The organism is Lelliottia sp. GFLA7, assembly GCF_056490165.1.
This window is the reverse complement of the sequence record NZ_JBWLAQ010000006.1, coordinates 1-24,658: the sequence shown is the minus strand read 5'-3', so window position 1 is coordinate 24,658 and position 24,658 is coordinate 1. Positions and strand designations below refer to the sequence as shown.

General features: G+C 56.5%; 21 protein-coding genes. 14 read left to right on the top strand and 7 right to left on the bottom strand.

Translation table 11 applies throughout. The annotated features are described in order from the left end of the window. Positions 1 to 10: 10 nt before the first annotated feature. The 3 genes from prs to lolB form a co-directional block, all read right to left on the bottom strand. Positions 11 to 958 carry a ribose-phosphate diphosphokinase gene (gene prs, locus AC07RN_RS15990; protein WP_012017724.1) on the bottom strand — a complete coding sequence of 316 codons (948 nt, stop codon included), beginning with the start codon at positions 956 to 958 and terminating at the stop codon, positions 11 to 13. Between the two features lie 124 nt (positions 959 to 1,082). Next, the gene (ispE, locus tag AC07RN_RS15985; protein ID WP_478336804.1) at positions 1,083 to 1,952 is read right to left on the bottom strand and encodes a 4-(cytidine 5'-diphospho)-2-C-methyl-D-erythritol kinase; all 870 of its coding nucleotides are present in this window, start codon (positions 1,950 to 1,952) and stop codon (positions 1,083 to 1,085) included. After that, positions 1,949 to 2,560, bottom strand: coding sequence for a lipoprotein insertase outer membrane protein LolB (lolB, locus tag AC07RN_RS15980; protein WP_235133457.1), 612 nt, complete (start codon positions 2,558 to 2,560; stop codon positions 1,949 to 1,951). The genes ispE and lolB overlap by 4 nt, the downstream gene beginning before the upstream one ends. A 210-nt stretch (positions 2,561 to 2,770) precedes the next feature. Here lolB and hemA point away from each other — a divergent pair, with 210 nt between their 5' ends. Genes hemA through kdsA form a run of 6 tightly spaced genes read left to right on the top strand, consistent with a single transcriptional unit; the run spans position 2,771 to position 8,075 of the window. After that, entirely contained in the window at positions 2,771 to 4,027 is a 1,257-nt protein-coding gene (gene hemA, locus AC07RN_RS15975; protein ID WP_041689438.1) for a glutamyl-tRNA reductase, read from the top strand. 42 nt (positions 4,028 to 4,069) lie between these two features. After that, positions 4,070 to 5,152 (top strand): peptide chain release factor 1, encoded by a 1,083-nt coding sequence (gene prfA, locus AC07RN_RS15970; protein ID WP_012017720.1) that lies wholly within the window; start codon positions 4,070 to 4,072, stop codon positions 5,150 to 5,152. Beyond that, on the top strand, positions 5,152 to 5,982 hold the full coding sequence (gene prmC, locus AC07RN_RS15965) for a peptide chain release factor N(5)-glutamine methyltransferase (RefSeq protein WP_478336803.1): 831 nt from the start codon (positions 5,152 to 5,154) through the stop codon (positions 5,980 to 5,982). The genes prfA and prmC overlap by 1 nt, the downstream gene beginning before the upstream one ends. Further along, the gene (gene sirB2 / locus AC07RN_RS15960) at positions 5,979 to 6,371 is read left to right on the top strand and encodes an invasion regulator SirB2 (protein ID WP_012017718.1); all 393 of its coding nucleotides are present in this window, start codon (positions 5,979 to 5,981) and stop codon (positions 6,369 to 6,371) included. Before prmC ends, sirB2 begins: the two co-directional genes overlap by 4 nt. Before the next feature lie 3 nt (positions 6,372 to 6,374). After that, positions 6,375 to 7,184, top strand: coding sequence for an invasion regulator SirB1 (gene sirB1, locus AC07RN_RS15955; RefSeq protein WP_012017717.1), 810 nt, complete (start codon positions 6,375 to 6,377; stop codon positions 7,182 to 7,184). Between the two features lie 36 nt (positions 7,185 to 7,220). Further along, on the top strand, positions 7,221 to 8,075 hold the full coding sequence (kdsA, locus tag AC07RN_RS15950; protein ID WP_219346464.1) for a 3-deoxy-8-phosphooctulonate synthase: 855 nt from the start codon (positions 7,221 to 7,223) through the stop codon (positions 8,073 to 8,075). Positions 8,076 to 8,171: 96 nt separating this feature from the next. On the opposite strand, the gene chaA is transcribed toward kdsA, so the two are convergent. Next, positions 8,172 to 9,266: a sodium-potassium/proton antiporter ChaA gene (gene chaA, locus AC07RN_RS15945; protein ID WP_449554105.1), complete on the bottom strand. Its 1,095-nt coding sequence runs from the start codon at positions 9,264 to 9,266 to the stop codon at positions 8,172 to 8,174. Between the two features lie 270 nt (positions 9,267 to 9,536). On the opposite strand from chaA, the gene chaB reads away from it, so the two are divergent. Beyond that, a complete protein-coding gene (chaB, locus tag AC07RN_RS15940) occupies positions 9,537 to 9,767 on the top strand; it encodes a putative cation transport regulator ChaB (RefSeq protein WP_478336802.1) in 231 nt (76 codons plus the stop codon). Between the two features lie 178 nt (positions 9,768 to 9,945). Continuing rightward, positions 9,946 to 10,641 (top strand): gamma-glutamylcyclotransferase, encoded by a 696-nt coding sequence (locus AC07RN_RS15935; RefSeq protein WP_012017713.1) that lies wholly within the window; start codon positions 9,946 to 9,948, stop codon positions 10,639 to 10,641. 47 nt (positions 10,642 to 10,688) lie between these two features. On the opposite strand, the gene AC07RN_RS15930 is transcribed toward AC07RN_RS15935, so the two are convergent. The 3 genes from AC07RN_RS15930 to AC07RN_RS15920 form a co-directional block, all read right to left on the bottom strand. Beyond that, positions 10,689 to 10,931, bottom strand: a complete 243-nt coding sequence (locus AC07RN_RS15930) for a DUF1883 domain-containing protein (protein WP_012017712.1) — start codon at positions 10,929 to 10,931, stop codon at positions 10,689 to 10,691. Between the two features lie 213 nt (positions 10,932 to 11,144). Continuing rightward, positions 11,145 to 12,929, bottom strand: a complete 1,785-nt coding sequence (locus AC07RN_RS15925) for a methyl-accepting chemotaxis protein (protein ID WP_478336801.1) — start codon at positions 12,927 to 12,929, stop codon at positions 11,145 to 11,147. A gap of 106 nt (positions 12,930 to 13,035) precedes the next feature. After that, entirely contained in the window at positions 13,036 to 13,389 is a 354-nt protein-coding gene (locus AC07RN_RS15920; RefSeq protein WP_012017710.1) for a DsrE/DsrF/TusD sulfur relay family protein, read from the bottom strand. 72 nt (positions 13,390 to 13,461) lie between these two features. On the opposite strand from AC07RN_RS15920, the gene nasR reads away from it, so the two are divergent. From nasR to AC07RN_RS15890, 6 genes are all read left to right on the top strand, one after another. Continuing rightward, positions 13,462 to 14,646 (top strand): nitrate regulatory protein NasR, encoded by a 1,185-nt coding sequence (gene nasR, locus AC07RN_RS15915; protein ID WP_235133449.1) that lies wholly within the window; start codon positions 13,462 to 13,464, stop codon positions 14,644 to 14,646. Positions 14,647 to 14,873: 227 nt separating this feature from the next. Then, complete coding sequence (locus AC07RN_RS15910; protein ID WP_478336800.1) at positions 14,874 to 16,121, top strand: CmpA/NrtA family ABC transporter substrate-binding protein; 1,248 nt, start codon at positions 14,874 to 14,876, stop codon at positions 16,119 to 16,121. Position 16,122: 1 nt separating this feature from the next. Then, positions 16,123 to 17,004 carry a nitrate ABC transporter permease gene (gene ntrB / locus AC07RN_RS15905; RefSeq protein ID WP_449554101.1) on the top strand — a complete coding sequence of 294 codons (882 nt, stop codon included), beginning with the start codon at positions 16,123 to 16,125 and terminating at the stop codon, positions 17,002 to 17,004. Between the two features lie 9 nt (positions 17,005 to 17,013). Continuing rightward, positions 17,014 to 17,802: an ABC transporter ATP-binding protein gene (locus AC07RN_RS15900; protein ID WP_012017706.1), complete on the top strand. Its 789-nt coding sequence runs from the start codon at positions 17,014 to 17,016 to the stop codon at positions 17,800 to 17,802. Positions 17,803 to 17,812: 10 nt separating this feature from the next. Continuing rightward, the gene (nirB, locus tag AC07RN_RS15895) at positions 17,813 to 21,799 is read left to right on the top strand and encodes a nitrite reductase large subunit NirB (RefSeq protein WP_478336799.1); all 3,987 of its coding nucleotides are present in this window, start codon (positions 17,813 to 17,815) and stop codon (positions 21,797 to 21,799) included. Next, entirely contained in the window at positions 21,796 to 24,303 is a 2,508-nt protein-coding gene (locus AC07RN_RS15890) for a nitrate reductase (RefSeq protein WP_478336798.1), read from the top strand. The genes nirB and AC07RN_RS15890 overlap by 4 nt, the downstream gene beginning before the upstream one ends. Positions 24,304 to 24,658 lie beyond the last annotated feature (355 nt).

Genomic DNA, 24,658 nt, shown 5'->3' with positions numbered 1-24,658 from the left:
CCGGGTTCGATTAATGCTCGAACATAGCAGAGATGGATTCTTCGTTGCTGATACGACGAATCGCTTCGGCCAACATTCCGGACAGGGTCAGAGTGCGCACGTTTGGCAGCGCCTTGATCTCTTCACTGAGTGGAATGGTATCGCAAACCACAACTTCGTCGATCACGGAGTTGCGCAGGTTATTGACCGCATTACCCGAGAAAATCGGGTGAGTTGCGTAAGCAAATACGCGTTTAGCACCACGTTCTTTCAGCGCTTCGGCGGCTTTGCACAGCGTGCCGCCGGTATCGATCATGTCATCAACCAGAACGCAGTCACGGCCAGCAACATCACCGATGATGTGCATCACCTGAGAAACGTTAGCGCGCGGACGGCGTTTATCGATGATAGCCATGTCGGTATCGTTGAGCAGTTTTGCAATTGCACGCGCACGAACTACGCCACCGATATCCGGGGAAACCACAATTGGGTTGTCCAGATTCAGCTGCAGCATATCTTCGAGCAGGATTGGGCTACCGAATACGTTATCAACAGGAACGTCGAAGAAGCCCTGGATCTGCTCTGCGTGCAGGTCAACTGTCAGAACGCGGTCTACACCAACGCTCGACAGGAAGTCAGCAACAACTTTAGCGGTAATGGGAACACGCGCTGAACGGACGCGACGGTCCTGGCGAGCATAACCAAAGTAAGGAATAACAGCCGTGATACGGCCTGCAGAAGCACGGCGCAGGGCATCGACCATAACAACCAATTCCATCAGGTTGTCGTTAGTTGGAGCACAGGTGGACTGGATGATGAAAATATCACCACCGCGTACATTTTCGTTAATTTGTACGCTGACTTCGCCGTCGCTAAAGCGACCTACAGCGGCGTCGCCGAGGGAAGTGTACAGGCGGTTGGCAATACGTTGTGCTAGTTCCGGGGTGGCGTTACCAGCAAAAAGCTTCATATCAGGCACGAGAAGAACCTCAGGCATGCGTCCAATGGGGATAACTTTCGCCACAAACTGTGCGGGCCAGGCGAACGCTATCCAGGCGGTGTATTAAAGAGCGCGATGCAACGTCTGGAACAGGGTGACGTTGTCACCGAAACTCAGTCTGCGCCAGAATGGTCTGCTGTAGGGGGGACGTGTTCATCCCACGAGCTACAAAACCGTGCAGCCATTCCGGAGCTTGCTCTAGCACCTGACGAGCGGCGGATTCGGTGTCAAATTCAGCAAAAACACACGAACCTGTGCCAGTCAGGCGCGACGGCGCATATTCTAACAGCCAGGAAAGCGCCGCATCAACCTTACGAAAACGTTTTCTTGCGATAACCTCGCAATCGTTGCCGAATTCACATTTTAGTAACGTCTCTATTGACCGCACTGGCGTGTTTCTCGGCAATTCCGGATCGTTAAAAATAACCGGAGTGGGAATGCTCACACCCGGGTGTGCGATAAGATACCATTTTTCTGGCGGATCGACGGGAGTAAGAATCTCGCCGACCCCTTCGGCAAAGGCGGCATGACCGCGAACAAATACCGGAACATCGGCTCCCAGCGTCAGCCCCAGCGTGGCCAGCTCGTCCTGAGAAAACCCGCAGCCCCACAGATGATTCAGCGCGACCAGTACCGTTGCCGCATTTGATGACCCGCCACCGAGTCCACCGCCCATCGGCAGGCGTTTCTCGACGCCAATATCAGCCCCGTAATGAGCAGGCAAGCGGCCTGAGCTTGTCGCCGCTTTAATTAAGAGCCGCGCGGCGCGCACGATCAGGTTGTCTTCGCTGGCGACGCCGTCAACCGGGGTCAGTAAATGGATTTCTCCGTCCTGACGCGGCTCGATGGAGATCGTGTCGCCATAATCAACAAACTGAAACAGCGTCTGTAGCGTGTGATATCCGTCAGCACGCTGGCCGGTAATGTACAAAAACAGGTTCAGTTTTGCCGGGGAGGGCCATTGGGTCATCATTTAACGATCCAGTTGTCCATTTTCAGCTTGATTCGCTGGCCACCTTCGGTCAGTTCCATACTGGATGGCAGCGCGGGCTTAGTAGCACTGTCGTAACCGCCGTAAACCACTTTCCAGGTTTTACCGTTCTGGCTGTAGTTGATTTGGCTAAGACGGTACTGGTCGTCAAGTTTGTAATCCGTCGCATCGCCCGGGAGACCGAGGATCCACTGACGCAGGCTGTTGATCGGAATCGGCATTCCCGTCAGCTTGCCAATCATCTCTTCAGCATCGGTTCCGGTGTATTGCTGGCCTTTATTATCGGTAATTTGTGCTTCACCCGGCTGCGCTTTGAGTTCTAATTCGGTGCTACCCAATGGGTTCAGCAGGAGCAGACGATAACGATCCTGTCCGGTTTGCTGCCAGAAAAAGCGTGCGTACACTTTTTGCTGATCGGAGAGATAAGCGAAAGCGCCGCGGGTCTGGTACTGGCTCAGATTGCGCACTTCCTGCTGGTGCTGACGCCACTGCGGTGCGTCAGGGCTTTTGCCGGGGCCCTTGGGCGGAGTAATCGAGCAAGCAGAGAGTACCAGTGCCGCCAGCGGTAACAAACGAGTCAATCGGGCCATAATAATGACAAATCCTTGAGATGCGTTGCAGTTATAACCCTTAATGCTAGCGCCCGGCGGTGGCAGCGTCTACGTTCATATTGTCTTAAATCATGAAATTAGCGGGTGAGGCCTATTACTCCGAAAGGGGGCAGTCTCTTTTATTGATCTCGCGCATCAGGTATGATGCGTCCTGCTAACCTTATTAACGCTGGTACTACTCCCGCTCACATGACCCTTTTAGCACTCGGTATCAACCACAAAACAGCCCCTGTTGCGTTGCGAGAACGTGTTACGTTTTCGCCGGATACGCTCGACCAGGCGCTGGACAGCCTGCTTGCGCAACCGATGGTGCAGGGCGGTGTGGTGCTCTCGACGTGTAACCGTACTGAGCTATATCTGAGCGTGGAAGAGCAAGATAACCTCCACGAAGCGCTGATTCGCTGGTTATGTGAATACCATAATCTGAACGAAGAAGAGCTGCGCACCAGCGTGTACTGGCATCAGGATAACGATGCGGTCAGTCATCTCATGCGCGTCGCCAGCGGTCTTGACTCCCTGGTACTCGGCGAGCCGCAAATTCTGGGTCAGGTGAAAAAAGCTTTCGCGGATTCGCAAAAGGGGCATTTAAAAGCCAGCGAGCTGGAACGCATGTTCCAGAAATCCTTCTCCGTCGCCAAGCGAGTGCGAACCGAAACCGACATTGGTGCCAGTGCGGTTTCGGTTGCTTTCGCGGCCTGTACGCTGGCGCGTCAGATCTTCGAATCCCTCTCAACCGTTACCGTGCTGCTCGTTGGCGCAGGGGAGACTATTGAGCTGGTGGCGCGTCATCTGCGTGAGCACAAGGTCAAGCACATGATTATCGCCAACCGTACGCGTGAACGCGCACAGGTTCTGGCTGATGAAGTGGGCGCAGAAGTTATCGCGCTGAGCGATATCGATGAACGCCTGAAAGACGCAGACATTATTATCAGTTCAACCGCCAGCCCGCTGCCGATCATCGGTAAAGGGATGGTGGAACGCGCGCTTAAATCGCGCCGTAATCAGCCGATGCTGCTGGTGGATATCGCCGTCCCGCGCGATGTCGAGCCAGAAGTGGGCAAGCTTGCGAACGCTTATTTGTACAGCGTTGACGATCTGCAAAGCATCATTTCGCACAACCTCGCGCAACGCAAAGCGGCCGCTGTTCAGGCCGAAACCATCGTTGAGCAGGAATCGGGCGAATTTATGGCCTGGCTGCGTGCGCAAAGCGCCAGCGAGACCATCCGTGAATACCGCGGTCAGGCGGAGCAAGTGCGCGACGATCTGACGGCAAAAGCGATGGCGGCCCTCGAACAGGGCGGCGATCCGCAGGTAATTATGCAGGACCTGGCGTGGAAACTGACCAACCGGTTAATTCATGCTCCAACCAAATCACTTCAACAGGCTGCCCGTAACGGGGATGATGAACGCCTGACTATTCTGCGCAACAGCCTCGGGCTGGAATAGCGCCACACACCCATTTTCTATTACAAGGTGCATTTTACGCCTATGAAGCCCTCTATCGTCGCTAAACTGGAAGCTCTGCACGAGCGCCACGAAGAAGTTCAGGCCTTGCTCGGCGATGCCGCGACTATTGCAGACCAGGATCGTTTTCGCGCGCTATCGCGTGAATATGCGCAGCTTAGCGATGTTTCGCGCTGCTTTACCGACTGGCAGCAGGTTCAGGAAGATATTGAAACCGCGCAGATGATGCTCGACGATCCTGAAATGCGCGAGATGGCGCAAGAAGAACTGCAGGAGGCGAAAGCCCGTGCAGAAGAGATGGAGCAGCAGCTTCAGGTTCTGCTGCTACCGAAAGATCCCGATGACGAGCGCAACGCGTTTGTCGAAGTCCGCGCCGGTACAGGCGGGGATGAAGCCGCGCTGTTCGCCGGCGATCTGTTCCGCATGTACAGCCGTTACGCAGAATCGCGCCGCTGGCGTGTCGAAATCATGAGTGCCAACGAAGGCGAGCATGGTGGATATAAAGAAGTGATCGCCAAAATCAGCGGCGAGGGCGTGTATGGTCGTCTGAAGTTTGAATCCGGCGGACACCGCGTACAGCGCGTTCCGGCAACGGAATCCCAGGGCCGTATCCATACCTCCGCGTGTACCGTGGCGGTGATGCCGGAAGTGCCAGAAGCCGAACTGCCGGATATTAATCCCGGCGATTTGCGTATCGATACTTTCCGTTCATCCGGTGCGGGCGGTCAGCACGTTAACACCACTGACTCTGCCATCCGTATTACCCACTTGCCGACCGGGATTGTGGTGGAATGTCAGGACGAACGCTCCCAGCACAAAAACAAAGCCAAAGCGCTGTCGGTATTGGGTTCGCGTATTCGCGCGGCAGAAATTGCCAAACGTCAGCAGGCCGAAGCTTCAACCCGCCGTAACCTGTTGGGCAGCGGCGATCGTAGCGACCGTAACCGCACCTATAACTTCCCGCAGGGGCGCGTGACCGACCACCGTATCAACCTGACTATTTACCGTCTGGACGAAATAATGGAAGGCAAACTCGATTCGCTGATTGAGCCCATCGTGCAGGAATACCAGGCCGATCAGCTGGCGGCCCTGGCAGATCAAGACTAATGGATTTTCAGCACTGGTTACGCGTTGCGATTAGCGAGCTTGGCGAAAGCGAAAGCCCGCGTCGTGACGCTGAAATCTTGCTTGAACATGTCACCGGCAAAGCGCGAACCTATCTTCTGGCGTTTGGTGAAACGGAACTGACGGCGGATCAGCACGCGCAGCTTTCCGATTTGTTGTCGCGTCGCAAAGCGGGTGAACCCGTGGCGCACCTGACGGGAGAACGCGAATTCTGGTCGCTGCCGCTGTATGTTTCTGCGGCCACGCTGATCCCGCGCCCGGATACCGAATGCCTGGTGGAACACGCTCTGGCTCGTCTTCCCGCCACGGCCTGTCGGATTCTCGATTTAGGGACAGGAACCGGTGCGATAGCGCTGGCGTTGGCGAGCGAGCGGCCGGATTGTCAGATCACGGCCGTTGACGTTATGCCCGATGCCGTCGCGCTCGCGTTGCGTAACGTGGCGCGTCTTGGTTTCAACAACGTAAAAATCCAACAAAGCAGCTGGTTTGACGCTCTCGTCGGCCAGCAGTTTGAGATGATTGTCAGTAATCCACCGTATATTGATGAACGCGATCCGCATCTGTCGCAGGGCGATGTGCGCTTTGAACCGCTCACGGCGTTAGTGGCGGCAGAAGAAGGCCTGGCGGATATTGCGCATATTGTGACGGTGTCACGCCAGCACTTAACCGCTGGGGGTTGGCTGTTGATTGAACACGGCTGGACGCAGGGCGAGGCGGTGCGTTCGCTGTTTACGCACGCTGGTTATGAACGGGTCGAAACCTGCCAGGACTACGGTGGCAATGACCGTTTAACGCTGGGAAGAATGGCATGAGCACGTTCAGCGTTTTGATTTATGTGCATATTGCCGCCGTTGCGCTAACCATCAGCTTTTTCGTTCTCCGCTACTGGTGGCGCTACAGCAACAATTCACTGATCGACGCCCGGTGGGTACGCGTGGCGCCCCACTGTATCGACACGGTGCTGTTCCTTTCCGGCGCGGGTTTAATGTGGGTCACGGGCTATCTGCCATTTACTGATAAAGGCACATGGCTGACTGAGAAGCTGTTTGGCGTTATCATCTACATCGTTTTGGGTTTTATCGCGCTTGGGCGTCGTCGTCCACGCAGCCAGCAGGCCGGATTTATTGCCTTTCTGCTGGGGCTGGTGGTGCTGTACATCATCATTAAACTCGCCACCACAAGAATACCGTTACTGGGGTAAGTCATGAAGTCCTTAGCCGATTTCGAATTTAATAAAGTCCCGCTTTGCGATGGGATGGTCCTGATATCGGAGATGATCCGCGACGATTTCACATCTGAGTGGGTCTACGATGAACTGGAAAGCCTGGTGAGCCTGGCACGCGAAGAGATCAATCAGGCTCGTTCTCAGGACTGGCAACTGGAAAAACTGATCGAGCTGTTTTATGGCGAATGGGGCTTTTGCGACACGCGTGGCGTGTACCGCCTTTCCGATGCGCTTTGGCTGGATGAAGTACTGAAACACCGTCAGGGCAGCGCAGTGGCTCTTGGGGCTGTTCTGCTTTGGGTCGCGAACCGTCTGGATATTCCGCTGGTTCCGGTTATTTTCCCGACGCAGCTGATTTTGCGCGCGGAATCGCTGGAAGGCGAGATGTGGTTAATCAACCCCTTCAACGGTGACACGCTGGACGAACACACGCTGGATGTCTGGCTGAAAGGCAATATCAGCCCGGTGGCTGAACTTTTCAACGAAGATCTTGATGAAGCGGACAACGCTGAAGTAGTGCGCAAGCTGCTCGATACGCTGAAATCGGCCCTCATGGAAGAGCGCCAGATGGAACTGGCCTTACGCGCCAGCGAGGTGCTGTTGCAGTTCAATCCAGAAGATCCGTATGAGATCCGCGACCGTGGGCTTATCTACGCACAACTGGATTGCGATCACGTTGCGCTGACGGATTTGAACTACTTCGTTGAGCAGTGCCCGGAAGACCCGATAAGCGAAATGATTCGCGCGCAGATCAACGCGATCGCGCACAAACAAATTACACTGCATTAATCTTAATTCCGATTCACACCTGAATAAGGCGATCCTATGAAACAAAAAGTGGTTAGCATTGGTGATATCAACGTGGCAAACGACCTGCCGTTCGTGCTGTTTGGCGGCATGAACGTTCTGGAATCCCGTGACCTCGCGATGCGCATCTGCGAACACTACGTGACCGTAACTCAGAAACTGGGTATCCCGTATGTGTTTAAAGCCTCTTTTGACAAAGCCAACCGTTCCTCAATCAACTCTTACCGTGGCCCAGGCCTGGAAGAGGGGATGAAGATTTTCCAGGAGCTGAAACAGACGTTTGGCGTGAAAGTGATCACCGACGTACACGAAGCGTCACAGGCGCAGCCTGTTTCGGAAGTGGTTGATGTGATCCAGCTTCCGGCATTCCTCGCACGCCAGACCGATCTGGTTGAAGCGATGGCGAAAACCGGTGCGGTGATCAACGTTAAAAAACCTCAGTTCGTCAGCCCAGGCCAGATGGGTAACATCGTTGATAAGTTTATCGAAGGTGGCAATGACCAAATAATCCTGTGTGACCGTGGCGCAAACTTTGGTTACGACAACCTGGTTGTGGACATGCTGGGCTTCAGCGTGATGAAGAAAGTGTCCAACAACTCACCGGTTATCTTCGACGTGACCCACGCCCTGCAATGCCGTGACCCGTTTGGCGCAGCATCCAGCGGTCGCCGTGGTCAGGTGACTGAACTGGCACGTGCGGGCATGGCAACGGGTATCGCAGGTCTGTTCATCGAAGCGCACCCGGATCCAGCCAACGCAAAATGCGACGGCCCGTCCGCGCTGCCGCTAGATAAACTGGAACCGTTCCTGAAGCAAATCAAAGCGATTGACGATCTGGTTAAAAGCTTCGACGAGCTGGACACCAGCAACTAAAGTGTCCCGTGATAGAAAGCAAAACGGCAACCCCTGGGTTGCCGTTTTTCGTTTTACACCTTCACGCATGCGAGAAGGCGGAGGTGAGTACCCGCCTCAGGCGAAGATCGTCATCAGATAGGCGATAAACAGCGCCATATGCGCTGCACCGTTGAGCACGTTCGTGCGTCCGGTCGAGAACGATATCTGACACAGTAACAATGACGCCATCATCACAATCATTTCTGGCGCACCCAGCGCAAACTGCAGCTCATTGCCGGTCATAAAGGCAATCATCGTCACGACAGGAACGGTCAATGAAATCGTTGCCAGCACGGAGCCAAAGAACAGATTCATTGCGCGCTGAACCTGGTTGTTGAGTACCGCTTTCAGCGCACCCAACCCTTCTGGGGAGAGAATCAACAGGGCCACCAGGAAGCCGGTAAAGGCGACAGGCGCATTCAATTCGGTCAACAGCGTTTCAAGCGGATTGGCGTTCATCTTGGTCACGGCAATCACCGCAATCAGATGCACGATCAGCCAAATGGTGTGCCACAGGCTGCTATGCGCGGATGGCTTGCCGTGATGCGGGTCATCGCCGTCATCTTCATGCTCGTAGACAAACAGGCTTTGGTGCGTCTTGGTTTGAATCAGCAGGAATACGCCGTACATGGCGGCAGAGATCAGCGCGACCAGCAGAGCCTGACCGGTGGTGAAATTCGCACCCGGTAGCGCCATCGGAAACACCAGAACGATAATCGCCAGCGGAAACAGGGCAATCAGATACTGTTTAATCCCAAACAAATTCATGTACTGGGTCGCAAATTTTTGTCCGCCCAGCAATAACGAAAAGCCGACCAGACCGCCGGTTACAATCATGATGATGGAATAAAGCGTATCGCGCATCAGCGTCGGCGCGGCATCGCCTGTCGCCATTAATGCAGAAATGAGACTGACTTCGAGGATAACGACGGAAAGGCTTAAAATCAGCGAGCCGTAAGGCTCTCCAAGACGGTGTGCCAGAACATCGGCGTGTCGTACTACGCTAAAGGCGCTAAATAAAATACCTACCAGAGCAAGAGCATTAATCCCAACGACCACTGGCAATGACTGACTGCTTCCTAAGAAGAAGAGCACAGCCAGTGCCACGACCGGGAAAATGAGTGACGTCTCCTTGTGGCGGGTTTTTACCGCCTCCTGTGTTGTTGTCATGCGATTCTCCGTCAATGCAGATGATTGTAATTATAGAGTGAAATTCAAGCCCACTAAACTAACAGAAAACAGGTAAATCAGCGTAATGTTTTACCTAATTTTACGTCAGGTATGATTTTTCAATCAAACAGCCCGTAATGACGTGTTAATGAAAAATATATCCTACTTAACAGCGTATTAAGTTGTTTGATTTAACACAAATGTCATAGTGCTGGCAGAGGTGCAATCTATCAACCACACTTATTATTTTAGTAAAAAGAGAGGTTAGCGATGCCTTATAAATTCAAAAGCGATTTACCCGATAGCGTGCAGCATGTGCTGCCAGCGCATGCGCAGGAGATTTACAAAGAAGCGTTTAACAGCGCCTGGGATCAATACAAAGACAAAGACGATCGCCGGGACGATGCCAGCCGCGAAGAGACCGCACATCGCGTTGCCTGGGCTGCGGTCAAACATGATTACGAAAAAGGTGAGGATGATAAGTGGCACAAAAAGAAATAGCAGCCAAATGATTAGCTGCCTCTGTTTGGACATTTCTGGCTGTTGAACTTTCGTTGTATTGCAACCGGCCCGTTATTTGCTTATCGTTTGTTAACTGCTGTCAAAATGAGCAGTCAATACAATGCCGGGAAGGCGCTAACAGTTGTCGCAAGGAAGCAAGCAGTGGCGGAGGTGTAAAGTGTTAACGCGTGATTTCTTGTTGAACGCAGATTGTAAAACGGCATTTGGTGACATAGAAGAATCGCTTCTCTGGTCAGCCGAACAGCGTGCAGCGTCGCTTGCGGCGACGATGGCCTGCCGTCCTGATAATGGCCCGGTCTGGATCTTTGGCTATGGCTCGCTGATGTGGAACCCCGCGCTGGAATACCGCGAATCCGCTACGGGTACGCTCCCTGGCTGGCATCGCGCGTTTTGTTTGCGCCTGACGGCTGGACGCGGCAGTGCCTGTCAGCCAGGCCGGATGCTTGCACTGAAAGAGGGCGGGCGCACCACGGGCGTGGCGTACCGTTTGCCGGACGACACGCTGGAAGACGAGCTGACCCTGCTGTGGAAGCGCGAAATGATCACCGGCTGCTATATGCCGAGCTGGTGCAAGCTGGAACTCGACGACGGACGCACCGTCAATGCGCTGGTATTTATCATGGACCCGCGTCATGCGCTCTACGAAGCGGACACCCGCACGCAGGTGATTGCGCCGTTGATTGCAGCGGCCAGCGGCCCGCTGGGCACCAACGCAGAGTATGTGTTCTCGCTTGATCAAGAACTGGCACGTTTGGGAATGAAAGATGACTGCCTGAACGAGCTGGTGTCGAAGGTCAAAACGTTGATGGACGGAGAATCTCAGGAAGGGCAGTTACGCCCAGGTTTCGCCTGATAAAAAAGCCCGGTCACGCCATGCGTTCCGGGCCGTATCCTTCGCTGTCACGCTGCTACATAACTCACGGAGTGTTCGAGCGACTGACTGTGGCTGTCGATCAACACATCCCATGTGCCGGTATAAGGCACCGTTAGCCACGCATTATCTTTGTTCTGCACGCTTAAAATATCCGCCTGCGACGACTTCTGCGCTTTTGTGCTCATCAAATGAATATGACAGCGCTCTGAGCAACGCACCACCACTGTATCCCCGCCAAACAGTTTCAAACTTGTTTTTACCAGTGCCATTATTTACCCCGTAGTCCGAAAACAACGCTCTCCCTGCGGTTAATCCTGAGCGTGATGTTGTTCACAATTCACTCATGGCATAACACCAAAGGGGAAGGGTCGGGATGCTGATTTTGATCAAAAAATGGCGTAACGATTAAACAAAAATGACAAAATGCCTGAAAGGGATTAACTGGCGCGTATTTGAACAGGCAAATACGCGCCGTCATAACATTAAATGCGGAAATGACCAGCCGTTTCAGCCAGGTCACCCGCCTGGCTCTGCAGAGCGCCTGCCGCGGCGGCGGATTCCACCACCAGCTCGGCGTTCTGCTGCACCATGCGATCGAGATGCGTCACGGCATGATTAATCTCATGAATGCCTTTCATCTGTTCGCTGGTCGCCACTGAAATTTCACGCATAATCCCCGACACGCTACCAATGCTCGCGCGAATCTCATCCATGCTTTCACCAGCAAGGTGAACATAGCGCGATCCGGTTGCCACGCTGTGAGCGGTCGAATCGATCAGCGTTTTGATCTCTTTCGCGGCCTGCGCACTGCGGCTCGCCAGACTGCGCACTTCGCCCGCAACCACCGCAAACCCGCGACCTTGTTCACCCGCACGAGCGGCTTCGACCGCTGCGTTAAGTGCCAGAATATTGGTCTGGAATGCGATCCCGTCGATAACGCTGGTGATGTCCCCGATCTTCGCAGAGGCCACTTCGATTGACTGCATGGTGGTGATGGCTTGTGAAACCACTTCTCCCCCGCGTGATGCGGCAGCGGAGGCAATGCTTGCCTGATCGTTGGCTTCAGCGGCGGACTCATTAGACTGCGTCACAGACGCGGTAATTTGCTCAACCGCACTGGCGGTTTCACGCAGGCTGGAGGCGGCTTGTTCGGTACGCCCGGAAAGATCCTGGTTGCCGGCCGCAATTTCACGCGCCGCATTTTTCACCGAGGCGCTGGCATCACGCAGTTGCACCATCACTGTCGAGAGCTTATCGCTAAAGGCGTTAAACGCGTGGGCGATTTCTGCCACTTCGTCCTGACCATTTTCTGGCAAGCGCTGAGACAAATCGTTGGTCCCGTTCGCGATGGCGTGCATGGCATCACGAACATCTGACAGGCGTTTCAGCAATCGGGCGATCACGAAGTGAATAATGGCCCCGCTGAGCAGCACCAGAATCACCAGCGACAGGCCAGAGGCTTTCAGCAGCGAACGCATTCCCGACGTGGCGTCGCTGTTGTCGAGTGCGACCACCAACATCCAGTGGGTGCCCGCGACCGGGGTGGCGATAAAGGTTTTCTCGACGCCCGCTAAGGTTCCGTCGATGGCTGCACCTTTTTTCAGCGCGTTCAAATCTACATTTTTGATGGCTTCGGAAAACGGCTTCATTGTTTGAGCCGGATCGTTTGCGGCAATCACCGTCCCGTCGCTGTCGATCAGCAACCCGCTGCTGGCAGGCGTAGGATGGATCCCGCGAACGTTCGCGACCACGCTGTCCATCGCCACGTCTCCGGCGACGACCGCTTTCAGCTCACCGTTCTCTTTCACCGGCACGGCAAACGTCACCACCAGTTTAGCCGTTCCGGCATCCACATAAGGCGCGGTCACGACGGGCGCATCGGCGGTGACAACCTGCTGATACCACGGGCGAACGGTCGGATCATAATCAGCCGGTACGCCCTCGGGATCGGAGAATTTCGCCGTTTTACTGGCGTAGCCGACGTAAACGTTGGTAAACCCACCCGCCTGAGCCAGCTGTTTAAACACCGGGACCGGATCGTCATTCAGGGCCACGGATTGCGCAGACGCAATCACCGTGAGCTTGCTATTCACCCAGTCGGCAATAGCCATATTGTGGCTGGCGCTGGTACTGGCCAGGATATCGCGCTGAGATTGTTGGTTATCCTGCCGTGTGACGTAGAAGTTGATAACGGTATTAAGAATAAGGGCAACGACCAGACAGCCTGTCGTTGCGGCGATGATACGAGCGCGAATTGACCTGAACATACGTTAATACCTGCTGAGTTGACTTAAGAATCGTATCGGCAACCCAGCCGGGAACTTGATGGTGCAACCGCTTCCATAAGAAAATAATATTTTCTGAGGTTTATTATTAAAAAGTTAATACTTTATCGGCGGCCAGCGTCCATTGGGCTAATTCGACCAACGTGCCAATTTCCACGCCCTCGATCAGCGGCAAAGAGGTGATCCCGCGTCCGTCAGTGCAGGTCTTGCACAGCTTTACCGGAACATCCTGCGCGGTCAGGATCTCCAGCATCTGCTGGATGTTATAGCCCTCGGCAGGTTTCTGTCCTTTTAGCCCGGCGGTCACCGCATCCGACATCAAAAAAAGCCGCAGTTCCAGAGCGCTCTCCTGATCGCGTAAAGCAATTGCCAGTCGCAGACTGTTAAAAAGAGATTCACTTCCGTAAGCCGCACCGTTGGCGACGATAACGATTTTCTGCATGTTGACTCCAGTTTCATAAAGGGGCACGGATATTGCTTAGCTCAAGGGATAAAACGATCCGGGAGAGTAAGCATGACGAACATCTATGGCAGTCCACCCGGCGCAACCGAATGGCTTCAGCGCGCAAAGCGGATGCGCAAACAACAGTTCAGCAACCTGGCGCAGCTCGGCGAACTGGTGAGCTGCATCAGCACGCTTGCCCACATGCTACAGTGCGAGCGCGGGGCGTCAAACATCTGGCTCTGCTCGCAGGGGAAGCTGTATGCCGCCGAATGTAAAGCCAGCCGGGCATTAGCCGATGAAAACCTGGCAGCATTTCACGTTGCGCTGGCGCAGCAGTCGCCTTTTTCAGGCAGCGCCGTCTGCGAGCGTATCGCCAGCGCGCTCCATCAGCTTGAGCAGTTGGGTCCATTGCGGGAGGCCGTCGTGTCGCGCAGCATCAAAGCGCATCTGGCGATGGAACAATACAGCCGTACGCTGCGCCATGTCCTCAGTATCATTCCTCAGCTCAATGACAGCATTGACGATCCGCAAATAGCCAGTCGTTTTGTGGCGCTGTATAGCCTGATGCAGGGCAAAGAGCTGGCGGGGCAGGAGCGCGCGCTGGGAGCGATTGGTTTTACCGAAGGCCATTTCAGCGATGACATGCGCCAGACGCTGGTCGATCGTATCGACGCTCAGCAAGCCTGTTTTGATGTTTTCCTGTCGCGCGTCCAGCCTGACGTGCAGACCACCTTTGATCGCCACTGCCTGCCCGGTGTCGAAACCGAACAGCTGCGCCGGATCGCCTGTACCCGCCAACCGTCTGCCGACCAGGGGGCGACTGCGCTCAACTGGTTTGCGCTGCAAACGGCGCGCCTTGAACATTTACGCGCCCTGGAAGAGGTGATGATTGCCGATCTGATGCACGCCGTCGAAGAGAGAATGCATTCAGATAATGAATCGTTTGGGCTCACTGACGAGACGGATGACCCGTTCACGCACTGGCCCGACAAACCGCTCCTGTCGCTGGTGCGTCAGCAGGCGCGCGAAATCGAACTATTGTCCCGCCAGCTTGCTTCGTTGCGCGACACGCTTGAGGAGCGCAAAACCATCGATAAAGCGAAAAGCGTGCTCATGACGCATCAAAATATGAGCGAAGAACAGGCGTGGTATGCCCTGCGCAAAATGGCGATGGATAAGAATCAACGCATGGTGGATATCGCCCGCGCGCTGCTCACGGTAAAGACGTTATGGCAGGTAATACCAAAGGGGTAGATGCACAATGGGCGGGCAAGGTTTGCATGATTGAGGTGCGAAAAGCGGGAGCAACAGCGTGAAAACTGCCTGATTGAGGCGTTAAAACCTGGCATCCGCTTTGCATTATCAGATTAACAAATTTTAACGACGCGCCAACGGCGGTGCGTTCGTTTTCAGGATAAAGGCGTCCAGCAATGCTTCGGCATTGGCGGGCGCTTTTTTTTGGCTTTTTTTCGGGAGTGAGCATGGTGAACTGGACGAGACGGCGATTTTTACAGGCAAGCGCAATAGCGAGCGGGGCGATGCTGCTTCCAGGCGTCATGCACTCTGCGTGGGCGGCAGGCTCGGATAAACCGGAGCTGGAGACAGTGCGCGTGGGCTTTATCCCGCTGACCGACTGCGCACCGCTGGTGATCGCCGCGCTAAAAGGCTTTGACAAAAAATACGGCATTACGATTGTGCCAACGAAAGAAGCCAGCTGGGCTGCGGTGCGCGACAAACTGGTCGCCGGTGAACTGGACGCGGCACACATTCTGTATGGCCTGCTGTACGGACTGGAGCTGGGTATCGCCGGTAAACCGCAGCCGATGGCCAATCTGATGACCCTGAACCACAACGGTCAGGCCATCACACTTTCAAACGATCTGCTGGATAAAGGCGTGCGCGACGTTGACGGGCTGAAAAAGCTGATTCAGCAGCAGGCCCCCGGCACTTACAGTTTCGCCCATACCTTCCCAACCGGCACGCACGCCATGTGGCTCTATTACTGGCTGGCGAGCGCGGGCATCAATCCGTTTGACGATGTGCGCACCGTAGTGGTTCCGCCGCCGCAGATGGTGATGAACATGCGCATCGGCAACATGGTTGGTTTTTGCGTTGGCGAACCGTGGAACGCCCGCGCCATCAACGACCGAATCGGCTTTACCGCTGCTACCTCACAATCCATCTGGCCGGAACATCCGGAGAAAATTCTCGGCACGCGCCGCGACTGGGTCGAGAAAAATCCGCACACCGCGCGCGCGCTGGTCTGCGCCGTGATGGAGGCCGCTCGCTGGATTGATGCCTCACCGGAAAACAAACGTGAAACGGCGCTCATTCTCTCGCGTCGCGCCTGGCTTAACACCAAAGAGCAGTACCTCACCGGCCGCATGCTGGGCGAATACGATAACGGCATCGGCCAGCGCTGGCAGGATGCCCATCCGATTCGTTTCTTCAACGACGGCGCGGTCAGCTATCCGTGGCACTCCGACGGCATGTGGTTCCTGACCCAATTCCGCCGCTGGGGGTTGCTGAAAACCGAACCGGATTACACCGGGATTGCACAACGCATTAATCAGACCGCCGTCTGGCAGGACGCCGCTACCGCCGTGGGCGGGATCAGCACGCCGTCGTCATCCATGCGCAGCAGCACACTTATGGACGGCACAGTCTGGAACGGCACCGATCCTGAAGGCTATGCCAGTCGCTTCGCCATTCACCGTAAAGGGGCATGAAATGAAACAGATGCAAACTACACAGATCGTGGCTGAAAAGTCCGTCAGCGGTGAAGTCATCACGCTGCCACCGGTTCAGGTTCGTCGCCGTGCACCGGCGTTTGCCCGCCGGATAAATGAATTTCTCCAGCGCGTGATCCCGGCGTTTCTGGGGTTGGGATTGCTGGTGGTGTTATGGCAACTGGCGGCGATCAACAGCAAAGGTTTCCCTACGCCGCTCAGTACGCTTGATTCCGCTATCACGCTGTTTGCCGATCCGTTTTACCGTGACGGACCGAACGACATGGGGATTGGCTGGAACATTCTCGCCTCGCTCCAGCGCGTGGCGATTGGATTCGGGCTGGCGGCGATTGTCGGCATTCCGCTCGGTTTTCTGATTGGGCGATTCACCTTTTTCTCGCGCATGTTCACGCCATTAATCGCGCTTCTGCGCCCGGTTAGCCCGCTGGCGTGGCTGCCTATCGGTCTGTTGCTTTTTCAGAAAGCGGAACCGGCCTCGAGCTGGACCATTTTCATCTGCTCCATCTGGCCGATGGTGATCAACACCGCCGAAGGGGTGCGCCGTATTCCGCAGGACTACCTCAACGTCGCGCGGGTATTGCAACTTTCTGAGTGGACCATCATGCGCCGCATTCTGTTTCCGGCCGTGTTGCCCGCTGTTTTGACGGGCGTGCGGCTCTCGATTGGCATTGCGTGGCTGGTGATTGTCGCCGCCGAAATGCTGACCGGGGGCCTGGGAATCGGCTTCTGGATCTGGAACGAGTGGAACAACCTCAACGTCGAAAACATTCTCATCGCCATCGTCATCATCGGCGTGGTCGGGTTGCTGCTGGAGCAGGGACTGATGCTGATCGCCCGCCGCTTTAGCTGGCAGGAAAAATAAGGAACGAACATGAAACCATTAATTCAGGTACAGGGCGTAAGCCAGCGTTTTTCCACCGCCAGCGGCGAATTTCTGGCGCTGCAAAACGTCTCTTTTGATATCCACGAAGGCGAAACCGTCAGTCTGATTGGCCACTCCGGCTGCGGCAAATCCACGCTGCTGAACCTTATCGCCGGGATCACGTTACCCACAGAAGGTGGGCTGATCTGCGATAACCGCGAAATCGCCGGGCCGGGCCCGGAACGCGCGGTGGTGTTCCAGAACCACTCGTTGCTGCCGTGGCTGACCTGTTTCGACAACGTGGCGCTGGCGGTGGATCAGGTTTTCCGCCGCACCATGAGCAAAGCGGAGCGTAAGGAGTGGATCGAACACAATCTCGACCGCGTGCAGATGGGTCATGCGCTGCATAAACGTCCGGGTGAAATCTCCGGCGGGATGAAGCAGCGCGTGGGCATCGCGCGGGCGCTGGCGATGAAGCCAAAAGTGCTGCTGATGGACGAACCTTTTGGTGCTCTGGATGCGCTAACACGCGCGCATCTGCAGGATTCGGTGATGAAAATCCAGCAGGAGCTGAACACCACCATCGTGCTGATCACCCACGATGTCGACGAAGCCGTGCTGCTCTCCGATCGCGTGCTGATGATGACCAACGGGCCGGCGGCCACGGTGGGCGAGATTTTGCAGGTCGATTTACCGCGTCCGCGCAATCGCGTGCAACTGGCGGAGGACAGCCGCTATCACCACATGCGCCAGCAAGTTCTGCGCTTCCTCTACGAAAAACAGCCGAAAGCGGCCTGAGGAGTTAACGATGCGACTGGTCATTATTGGCAACGGTATGGCGGCAACGCGGCTGATCGAGTCGCTGACCGAGCGTGCACCCGGTCGCTTCACCATTACCGTCATCGGCGAGGAGGCAGAGCCCGCGTACAACCGCATTCAGCTCTCCCCGGTGCTGGGCGGCGAAAAACAGGCGGCCGCCACGCGGTTTCATGATGACGCCTGGTATCAGGCGCGTGGCGTGACGGTGATGACGGGTGAAAGGGTGACAGCGGTGGATCTGGCCGCGCGGGAAATCCGCACGCAACAGCGGTGTTTGAGCTGGGATGAACTGGTGTTCGCCACCGGGTCGCAGCCGTTCATTCCGCCCGTGACTGGCAGCGGCGGGGCGAACGTGTTCACCTTTCGCACCCTGAACGACGTGAACGCCATTCTGGCTGCAACTGGCCCCGTTGTTGTACTCGGCGGCGGCGTGCTGGGCGTGGAGGCCGCTGCGGCACTACGCCAGTCATGTGACAACGTCACGATCGTGCATCGCGGACCGTGGCTGATGGAACAGCAGCTTGACCCGCAGACAGGTGCGTTGCTTGAACAGGCGTTGAGCGAGCGCGGAATTCACTGCGAACTGGCGACGGGGATTACCGACATCCCCCCCCACACCGTCACCCTGACTGACGGGCGCACGCTTCCCGCCACGCGTGTGGTGCTGGCGACCGGCGTATTACCCAACGCTGCACTGGCGAAAGCCAGCGGGCTGCTGTGTGCCAAAGGGATCGTGGTGGACCGCCTGATGCAAGCCTCGCACCCCGGCGTCAGTGCCATTGGCGAGTGCTGTGAAATTGACGGCCAAACGTGGGGGCTGGTCGCACCGTGTCTGGCGCAGGCCGATATTTTGGCCGCCAGATTGGCGGGTGAAACCTGCGCCGCATTTACTCCGTGCGATAGCGGTATGCACCTGAAAGTGACCGGCATTGAGCTGTTCAGCGCCGGTTGCGTGACGGCGCAGGCGGATGATGCCCTCTGGACGTCGAGGGATCCGCTGACGCGTCATTACCGCCGCTTATTGATTCGCAACGGCACGCTTGCGGGCGTGCTGATGTTTGGCGATTGCCGCAGTGCGGCGACGCTCACCGATTTACTGGCAAAGCCGGTGCCCGCGCAGGCGGAATGGCTGTTCGATCGATTCACTACGCAACCGCAGGTTGCAGGACAGAACGCTATGACAAAACCTACTCTGGTGGTGGTTGGACACGGTATGGTCGGCCACCATTTTCTCGAAGATTGTGTCAACCGCAATTTGCATCAGTACTATCAGATTGTCGTGTTTGGCGAAGAGCGCCATGCGGCGTACGACCGAGTGCATCTCTCGGCCTATTTTGACGATCGTAACGCCGATTCACTCTCGTTGGTGCAGGGCGATTTCTTTGCCGAGAATGGCATTGAGCTGCGTCTTTCACAGCAAATCGTCGATATCGACCGCGAGGCGCGGGTGGTGCGCACCGCCAGTGGTCATGAAACCCACTGGGACAAACTGGTGCTGGCAACGGGATCGTATCCGTTTGTGCCGCCCGTGCCGGGCCGCGATCTGGCTGGCTGCTTTGTGTATCGCACGCTGGACGACCTAGACAATATCGCGGCGCATGCCGCCCATGCTCGACGCGGCGTGGTGATCGGCGGCGGTCTGTTAGGGCTGGAAGCCGCGAATGCGCTTAAGCAGCTGGGGCTGGAAACGGACGTGGTCGAATTCGCCCCGAACCTGATGGCGGTTCAGCTTGATAACGACGGTGCGGCGATGCTGCGCCGCAAAATCGAGGCCCTCGGCGTTGGTGTACACACCAGCAAATCGACGACTGAAATCGCCCGTACCGATGACGGCCTGGTCCTGCGTTTTGCCGATGGCGGCGAGCTGAACACCGATATGGTGGTCTTTTCCGCCGGGATCCGCCCGCAGGACGCGCTGGCACGCAGCAGTGGACTCACCCTCGGTGAACGCGGCGGGATTTGCATCGATAACCGTTGCCGCACTTCGGATGAAGACGTGTTTGCCATCGGCGAATGCGCCCTGTGGGAAGGTAAAATCTTTGGCCTGGTGGCGCCTGGCTATCAGATGGCCCGCGTGGTGGCGGCACAGCTTGCTGGGGAAGAAAACGCGTTTGCGGGCGCGGATATGAGCACCAAACTGAAGCTGTTGGGCGTTGACGTCGCTTCTTTTGGCGATGCACATGGCCGCACCCCGGGCGCACAGAGTTATCAGTGGACGCACGGTCCGCAGCAAATCTACAAGAAAATCGTGGTCAGCGAAGACGGGAAAACCCTGCTCGGCGGCGTGCTGGTGGGCGATGCCGCCGAATACGCGACGCTGGTGCAGATGATGCTCAACGACATCAGCCTGCCGAAAGATCCGGAAACGCTGATTTTGCCGGCGGTTGCGGGGAGTGCGCCTAAAGTGCTGGGCGTTGCCGCGCTGCCGGATAGCGCGCAGATCTGCTCCTGTCATAACGTCAGTAAAAGTGATATCTGCAAGGCGGTGAGTGCCGGGGCGACGGACATCGGCGCGGTCAAACAGTGCACCAAAGCTGCCACCGGCTGCGGCGGGTGTAGCGCGCTGGTGAAACAGGTGATGGAGTTCCAGCTGGCGGCGCAGGGTGTGGAGGTGAAAAAGGATATCTGCGAACACTTCGCTTACTCGCGTCAGGAAATTTACCACCTGGTACGCGTCAATCGCATCCACACCTTCGAACAGCTGATTGCCCGCTACGGGCAGGGGCATGGCTGCGAAATCTGCAAGCCGTTGGTTGGGTCGGTACTGGCGTCATGCTGGAACGAATATCTGCTCAAACCCGCGCATCTGCCGCTCCAGGACACCAACGACCGCTATTTTGCCAACATTCAAAAAGACGGCACGTATTCGATTGTTCCGCGCATGCCTGCCGGTGAAGTCAGCGCTGACGGCCTGATCGCCATCGGGCAAATCGCCAAGCGTTATCAACTGTACAGCAAAATTACCGGCGGTCAGCGCATCGACCTGTTTGGCGCAACGCTGGAGCAACTGCCGGAGATCTGGCAGGCGATGGTCGAAGCCGGATTTGAGACCGGGCACGCCTACGGAAAATCGCTGCGTACCGTCAAATCCTGCGTCGGTTCGACGTGGTGTCGCTACGGCGTGCAGGATTCCACGGGCCTGGCCGTGACGCTGGAGCATCGTTACAAAGGTCTGCGCGCGCCGCATAAAATCAAAATGGCGGTGTCAGGCTGCACCCGCGAATGCGCCGAAGCGCAGAGTAAAGACGTCGGGGTGATTGCGACCGACAAGGGCTGGAACCTTTATCTGTGCGGTAACGGCGGCATGAAACCACGCCATGCGGATCTGTTTGCCAGCGATCTGGACGACGAAACCCTGCTGCGCACCGTGGACCGTTTCCTGATGTTTTACATCCGTACCGCCGACCGTCTGCAACGCACCAGCACCTGGATGGACAATCTGGAGGGCGGCATCGAGTATCTGCGCGACGTGATCATGAACGACAGTCTGGGGATTGCCTACGAACTGGAGCAGGAGATGGCGCGGATTGTCGACACGTATCAGTGCGAATGGCAAACCACGCTCGCCGATCCGAACCGTCTGGCGCTGTTCCGTACCCGCGTGAACGCGCCGGTGACGGAGGGCATCAAACGCTGGCAGGAAATTTGTGCACTAGACGAAATCCCGGAACATGCGGGCATTGGCGCGCATCTTGGCGAACAGCAAATCGCGCTGTTCCGTTTCGGCAAAGCCGTGTATGCGCTGGAAGATATCGAGCCGGGCAGCAGCGCCAGCGTGCTGTCGCGCGGGATTCTGGGGGATGCGAGCGGCGAGCCGATCGTTATCTCTCCGCTGTACAAACAGCGTATTCGCCTGCGCGACGGGCGTCAGGTGGAGACCGGCGAACCGACGGTGCGTGCCTGGCCGGTGAAAATCGAAGGCGACAAAGTGTGGGTGAGCAGCGAAGAACTGGTGATGCGCGCGGAGGCTTCATGACAGAAACCCGAACGACGTGCCCGTATTGCGGTGTCGGCTGTGGCGTGCTGGCAAGCGTAACGAATGGCGAAGTGCGCGTGCGCGGTGACGAAACGCATCCGGCAAATTACGGCAGATTGTGTGTTAAAGGCTCGGCGCTGGGGGAAACAACCGGCCTGGAAGGGCGGTTATTACGCCCGATGATCGACGATGTTGAGGTTGACTGGTCACAGGCGCTGGATATTGCGGGCGAGCGTTTACGGGAGATTATCGCGACTGACGGCCCGCAGGCCGTGGCGTTTTATGCCTCCGGACAACTCCTGACGGAAGATTACTACGCGGCCAATAAGCTGATGAAGGGATTCATTGGCTCGGCGAATATCGACACCAATTCGCGGCTGTGTATGTCCTCGGCCGTAACCGGCTATAAGCGCGCGTTTGGCGAAGATATCGTCCCGTGCAGCTACGACGATATCGAAAAGACCGATCTGGTGGTGCTGGTGGGCTCGAATGCCGCCTGGACGCATCCGGTGCTTTATCAACGGCTGGTGCAGGCGCGCGCCGCTAACCCGGCGTTAAAGGTGGTGGTTATCGATCCCCGCCAAACCGCGACCTGTGATATCGCCGATCTGCATCTCGCGTTGCTGCCGGGCAGCGATGCGGGATTATTTGTCGGACTGCTCAATCATATTCAGGGCGAAAATAGCTGGCCTGCGCCGCGCGTGGCGGAGTTTTGCGGATTAACGCTCGCGGACGTAGAGACGTTTTATCGCTGGTTCAGCGACGCGCCGCGCGCCGTCACGCTCTTCACCATGGGCATCAACCAGTCGATGAGCGGGAGCGACAAGTGCAACGCGATTATTAACGTCCATCTTGCCAGCGGGAAATTTGCCCGTGAAGGCTGCGGACCTTTTTCGTTGACCGGACAGCCTAATGCGATGGGCGGGCGAGAAGTGGGCGGGCTGGCCAATCAGTTGGCCGCACACATGAATTTTGAGCCAGACGATCTCGCGCGCGTGGCCCGTTTCTGGGGAACCGAGCGGCTGGCTCAGACGCCAGGGCTGATGGCGGTCGAACTGTTTGACGCCATTGCGCGCGGTGAAGTGAAAGCCGTGTGGATTATGGGCACCAATCCTGCCGTTTCGCTGCCTGATAGCCACGCCGTGTGTCAGGCGCTGGCGGCGTGTCCGCTGGTGATCGTCTCCGAAGTCATGCGCGATACGGACACCAGTCGCTTTGCGCATATCCGTTTTCCGGCGCTCGGTTGGGGGGAGAAAAATGGGACAGTCACCAACTCTGAACGTCGGATTTCGCGTCAGCGTGCGTTTTTGCCCGCGCCGGGCGAGGCAAAACCGGACTGGTGGATTATCGCTGAGATAGCCAAAAAACTGGGTTACGTTGATGCGTTTAACTGGCAGCATCCGCAGGAAATTTTCTGCGAACACGCCGCGCTGTCGGCGTTTGAAAACACGGGCGCGCGGGCATTTAACTTACGTGACCTTGTCACGTTAACGCGTCAGCAGTGGGATGATTTGGAGCCGTATCAATGGGCAACAGGTGAAATGTCGGTGCGGAGAATTATCCCGGTAGAGCCGGAACTTCATGGCGCGGTACCCGATGCGCTTTATCCGCTGATTCTGAACAGCGGTCGTATTCGCGATCAGTGGCACACCATGACCCGCACGGGATATGTTCCGCGACTGATGCAGCATATCGCCGAGCCACAGGTGGATGTCTCGACGGCCGATGCCGCGCGTTTTGCGTTGCAGGACGGCCAACTGGCTCGCCTGAGTTCGCCGCGCGGGGTGATGGTCGCGCGCGTCAATGTGAGTGCGGGGCAACGAGACGGTGAAGTGTTTACCCCGATGCACTGGAATAACCGTTTTGCGCGTCAGGGAAAGGTGAACGCGTTGGTGGAAGGGCGTTGCGATCCGCATTCCGGTCAGCCAGAGAGTAAACAAACGGCGATAAGGATCATGCCGTGGCAGCCTGGCTGGCAGGGTGAACTTTACGCTCGGGAGTTGCCGGAACTGCCCGCTTTTGCCCACTGGTGGCGCAAGGCTACGGTGGGTGTTGAACGTCTGACGCTGGCGAGTGACAAAGCGCTGTCAGAGGTGATTCTGGCGCACTGTAGTGCGAAGGGCTGGCAGTTACAGATTGCCCAGACCGGCGAGCGTAGCAGCATGCTGGCATGGCATAACGGCGATTTGATGCTGGGATTCTGGGAAGGAAAGGCGCGGCCAGCGCTGGCACATGATTTTATTGTGTCTGCGTTTCAGACGCCGCCGTCTGCGCTCTTTGAACGTCACGCGTTGTTGGATGGCCAAAGTCCTGGCGAACGCAAAGACCCAGGACGCATAATCTGTAGCTGCTTTGGCGTGGGAGAAAACACCCTCCGTGAGGCGATTGCGGGCGGGTGCGATTCAGCTGCGGCGCTAGGCGCAAAGCTGCGCTGTGGGACCAACTGCGGGTCATGCGTGCCGGAACTGAAAGGGTTAGTGGCTGAGGTTAATACAGTTGTATAAACCATTTCCAAAAATCCGTTATAGATTATACCGAGAATTGGATCTGAAAGCGGTGCCCTTTGGTCCGGCTGTAAATCGTCGAAGCGTTTCCGTTAGGCCGGGGCGACGCGCAGGGAAGCGCGGAGAGGGTGCGACCTGCAGGGATGCAGGATCGCGCCCGACCCGAAAGGCTGACGGAAAAAGCTGAGAGCACCGCGAAGCGGCGATTTTCTTGCCGGGAGCCGGGATTGTTAAGGGGGCGGCGATGTATGAACCGGTCACATGGGTAACACTTTAAACCGGGCACATGGGTAACAGGTTATAACGGTACGGTAAACAGCTGACGGAGGTTTGCCGTGCCCTGGACTGAGACTGT

Excerpts from the sequence above, each read along its gene's own strand:
- chaA (WP_449554105.1), bottom strand. The coding sequence starts at position 9,266 with ATGACAACAACACAGGAGGCGGTAAAAACCCGCCACAAGGAGACGTCA.
- AC07RN_RS15890 (WP_478336798.1), top strand. The coding sequence starts at position 21,796 with ATGACAGAAACCCGAACGACGTGCCCGTATTGCGGTGTCGGCTGTGGC.
- hemA (WP_041689438.1), top strand. The coding sequence starts at position 2,771 with ATGACCCTTTTAGCACTCGGTATCAACCACAAAACAGCCCCTGTTGCG.
- prmC (WP_478336803.1), top strand. The coding sequence starts at position 5,152 with ATGGATTTTCAGCACTGGTTACGCGTTGCGATTAGCGAGCTTGGCGAA.
- sirB1 (WP_012017717.1), top strand. The coding sequence starts at position 6,375 with ATGAAGTCCTTAGCCGATTTCGAATTTAATAAAGTCCCGCTTTGCGAT.
- prfA (WP_012017720.1), top strand. The coding sequence starts at position 4,070 with ATGAAGCCCTCTATCGTCGCTAAACTGGAAGCTCTGCACGAGCGCCAC.
- kdsA (WP_219346464.1), top strand. The coding sequence starts at position 7,221 with ATGAAACAAAAAGTGGTTAGCATTGGTGATATCAACGTGGCAAACGAC.
- AC07RN_RS15900 (WP_012017706.1), top strand. The coding sequence starts at position 17,014 with ATGAAACCATTAATTCAGGTACAGGGCGTAAGCCAGCGTTTTTCCACC.
- chaB (WP_478336802.1), top strand. The coding sequence starts at position 9,537 with ATGCCTTATAAATTCAAAAGCGATTTACCCGATAGCGTGCAGCATGTG.
- ispE (WP_478336804.1), bottom strand. The coding sequence starts at position 1,952 with ATGATGACCCAATGGCCCTCCCCGGCAAAACTGAACCTGTTTTTGTAC.
- AC07RN_RS15930 (WP_012017712.1), bottom strand. The coding sequence starts at position 10,931 with ATGGCACTGGTAAAAACAAGTTTGAAACTGTTTGGCGGGGATACAGTG.
- ntrB (WP_449554101.1), top strand. The coding sequence starts at position 16,123 with ATGAAACAGATGCAAACTACACAGATCGTGGCTGAAAAGTCCGTCAGC.
- nasR (WP_235133449.1), top strand. The coding sequence starts at position 13,462 with ATGACGAACATCTATGGCAGTCCACCCGGCGCAACCGAATGGCTTCAG.
- lolB (WP_235133457.1), bottom strand. The coding sequence starts at position 2,560 with ATGGCCCGATTGACTCGTTTGTTACCGCTGGCGGCACTGGTACTCTCT.
- AC07RN_RS15920 (WP_012017710.1), bottom strand. The coding sequence starts at position 13,389 with ATGCAGAAAATCGTTATCGTCGCCAACGGTGCGGCTTACGGAAGTGAA.
- sirB2 (WP_012017718.1), top strand. The coding sequence starts at position 5,979 with ATGAGCACGTTCAGCGTTTTGATTTATGTGCATATTGCCGCCGTTGCG.
- AC07RN_RS15910 (WP_478336800.1), top strand. The coding sequence starts at position 14,874 with ATGGTGAACTGGACGAGACGGCGATTTTTACAGGCAAGCGCAATAGCG.
- AC07RN_RS15925 (WP_478336801.1), bottom strand. The coding sequence starts at position 12,929 with ATGTTCAGGTCAATTCGCGCTCGTATCATCGCCGCAACGACAGGCTGT.
- nirB (WP_478336799.1), top strand. The coding sequence starts at position 17,813 with ATGCGACTGGTCATTATTGGCAACGGTATGGCGGCAACGCGGCTGATC.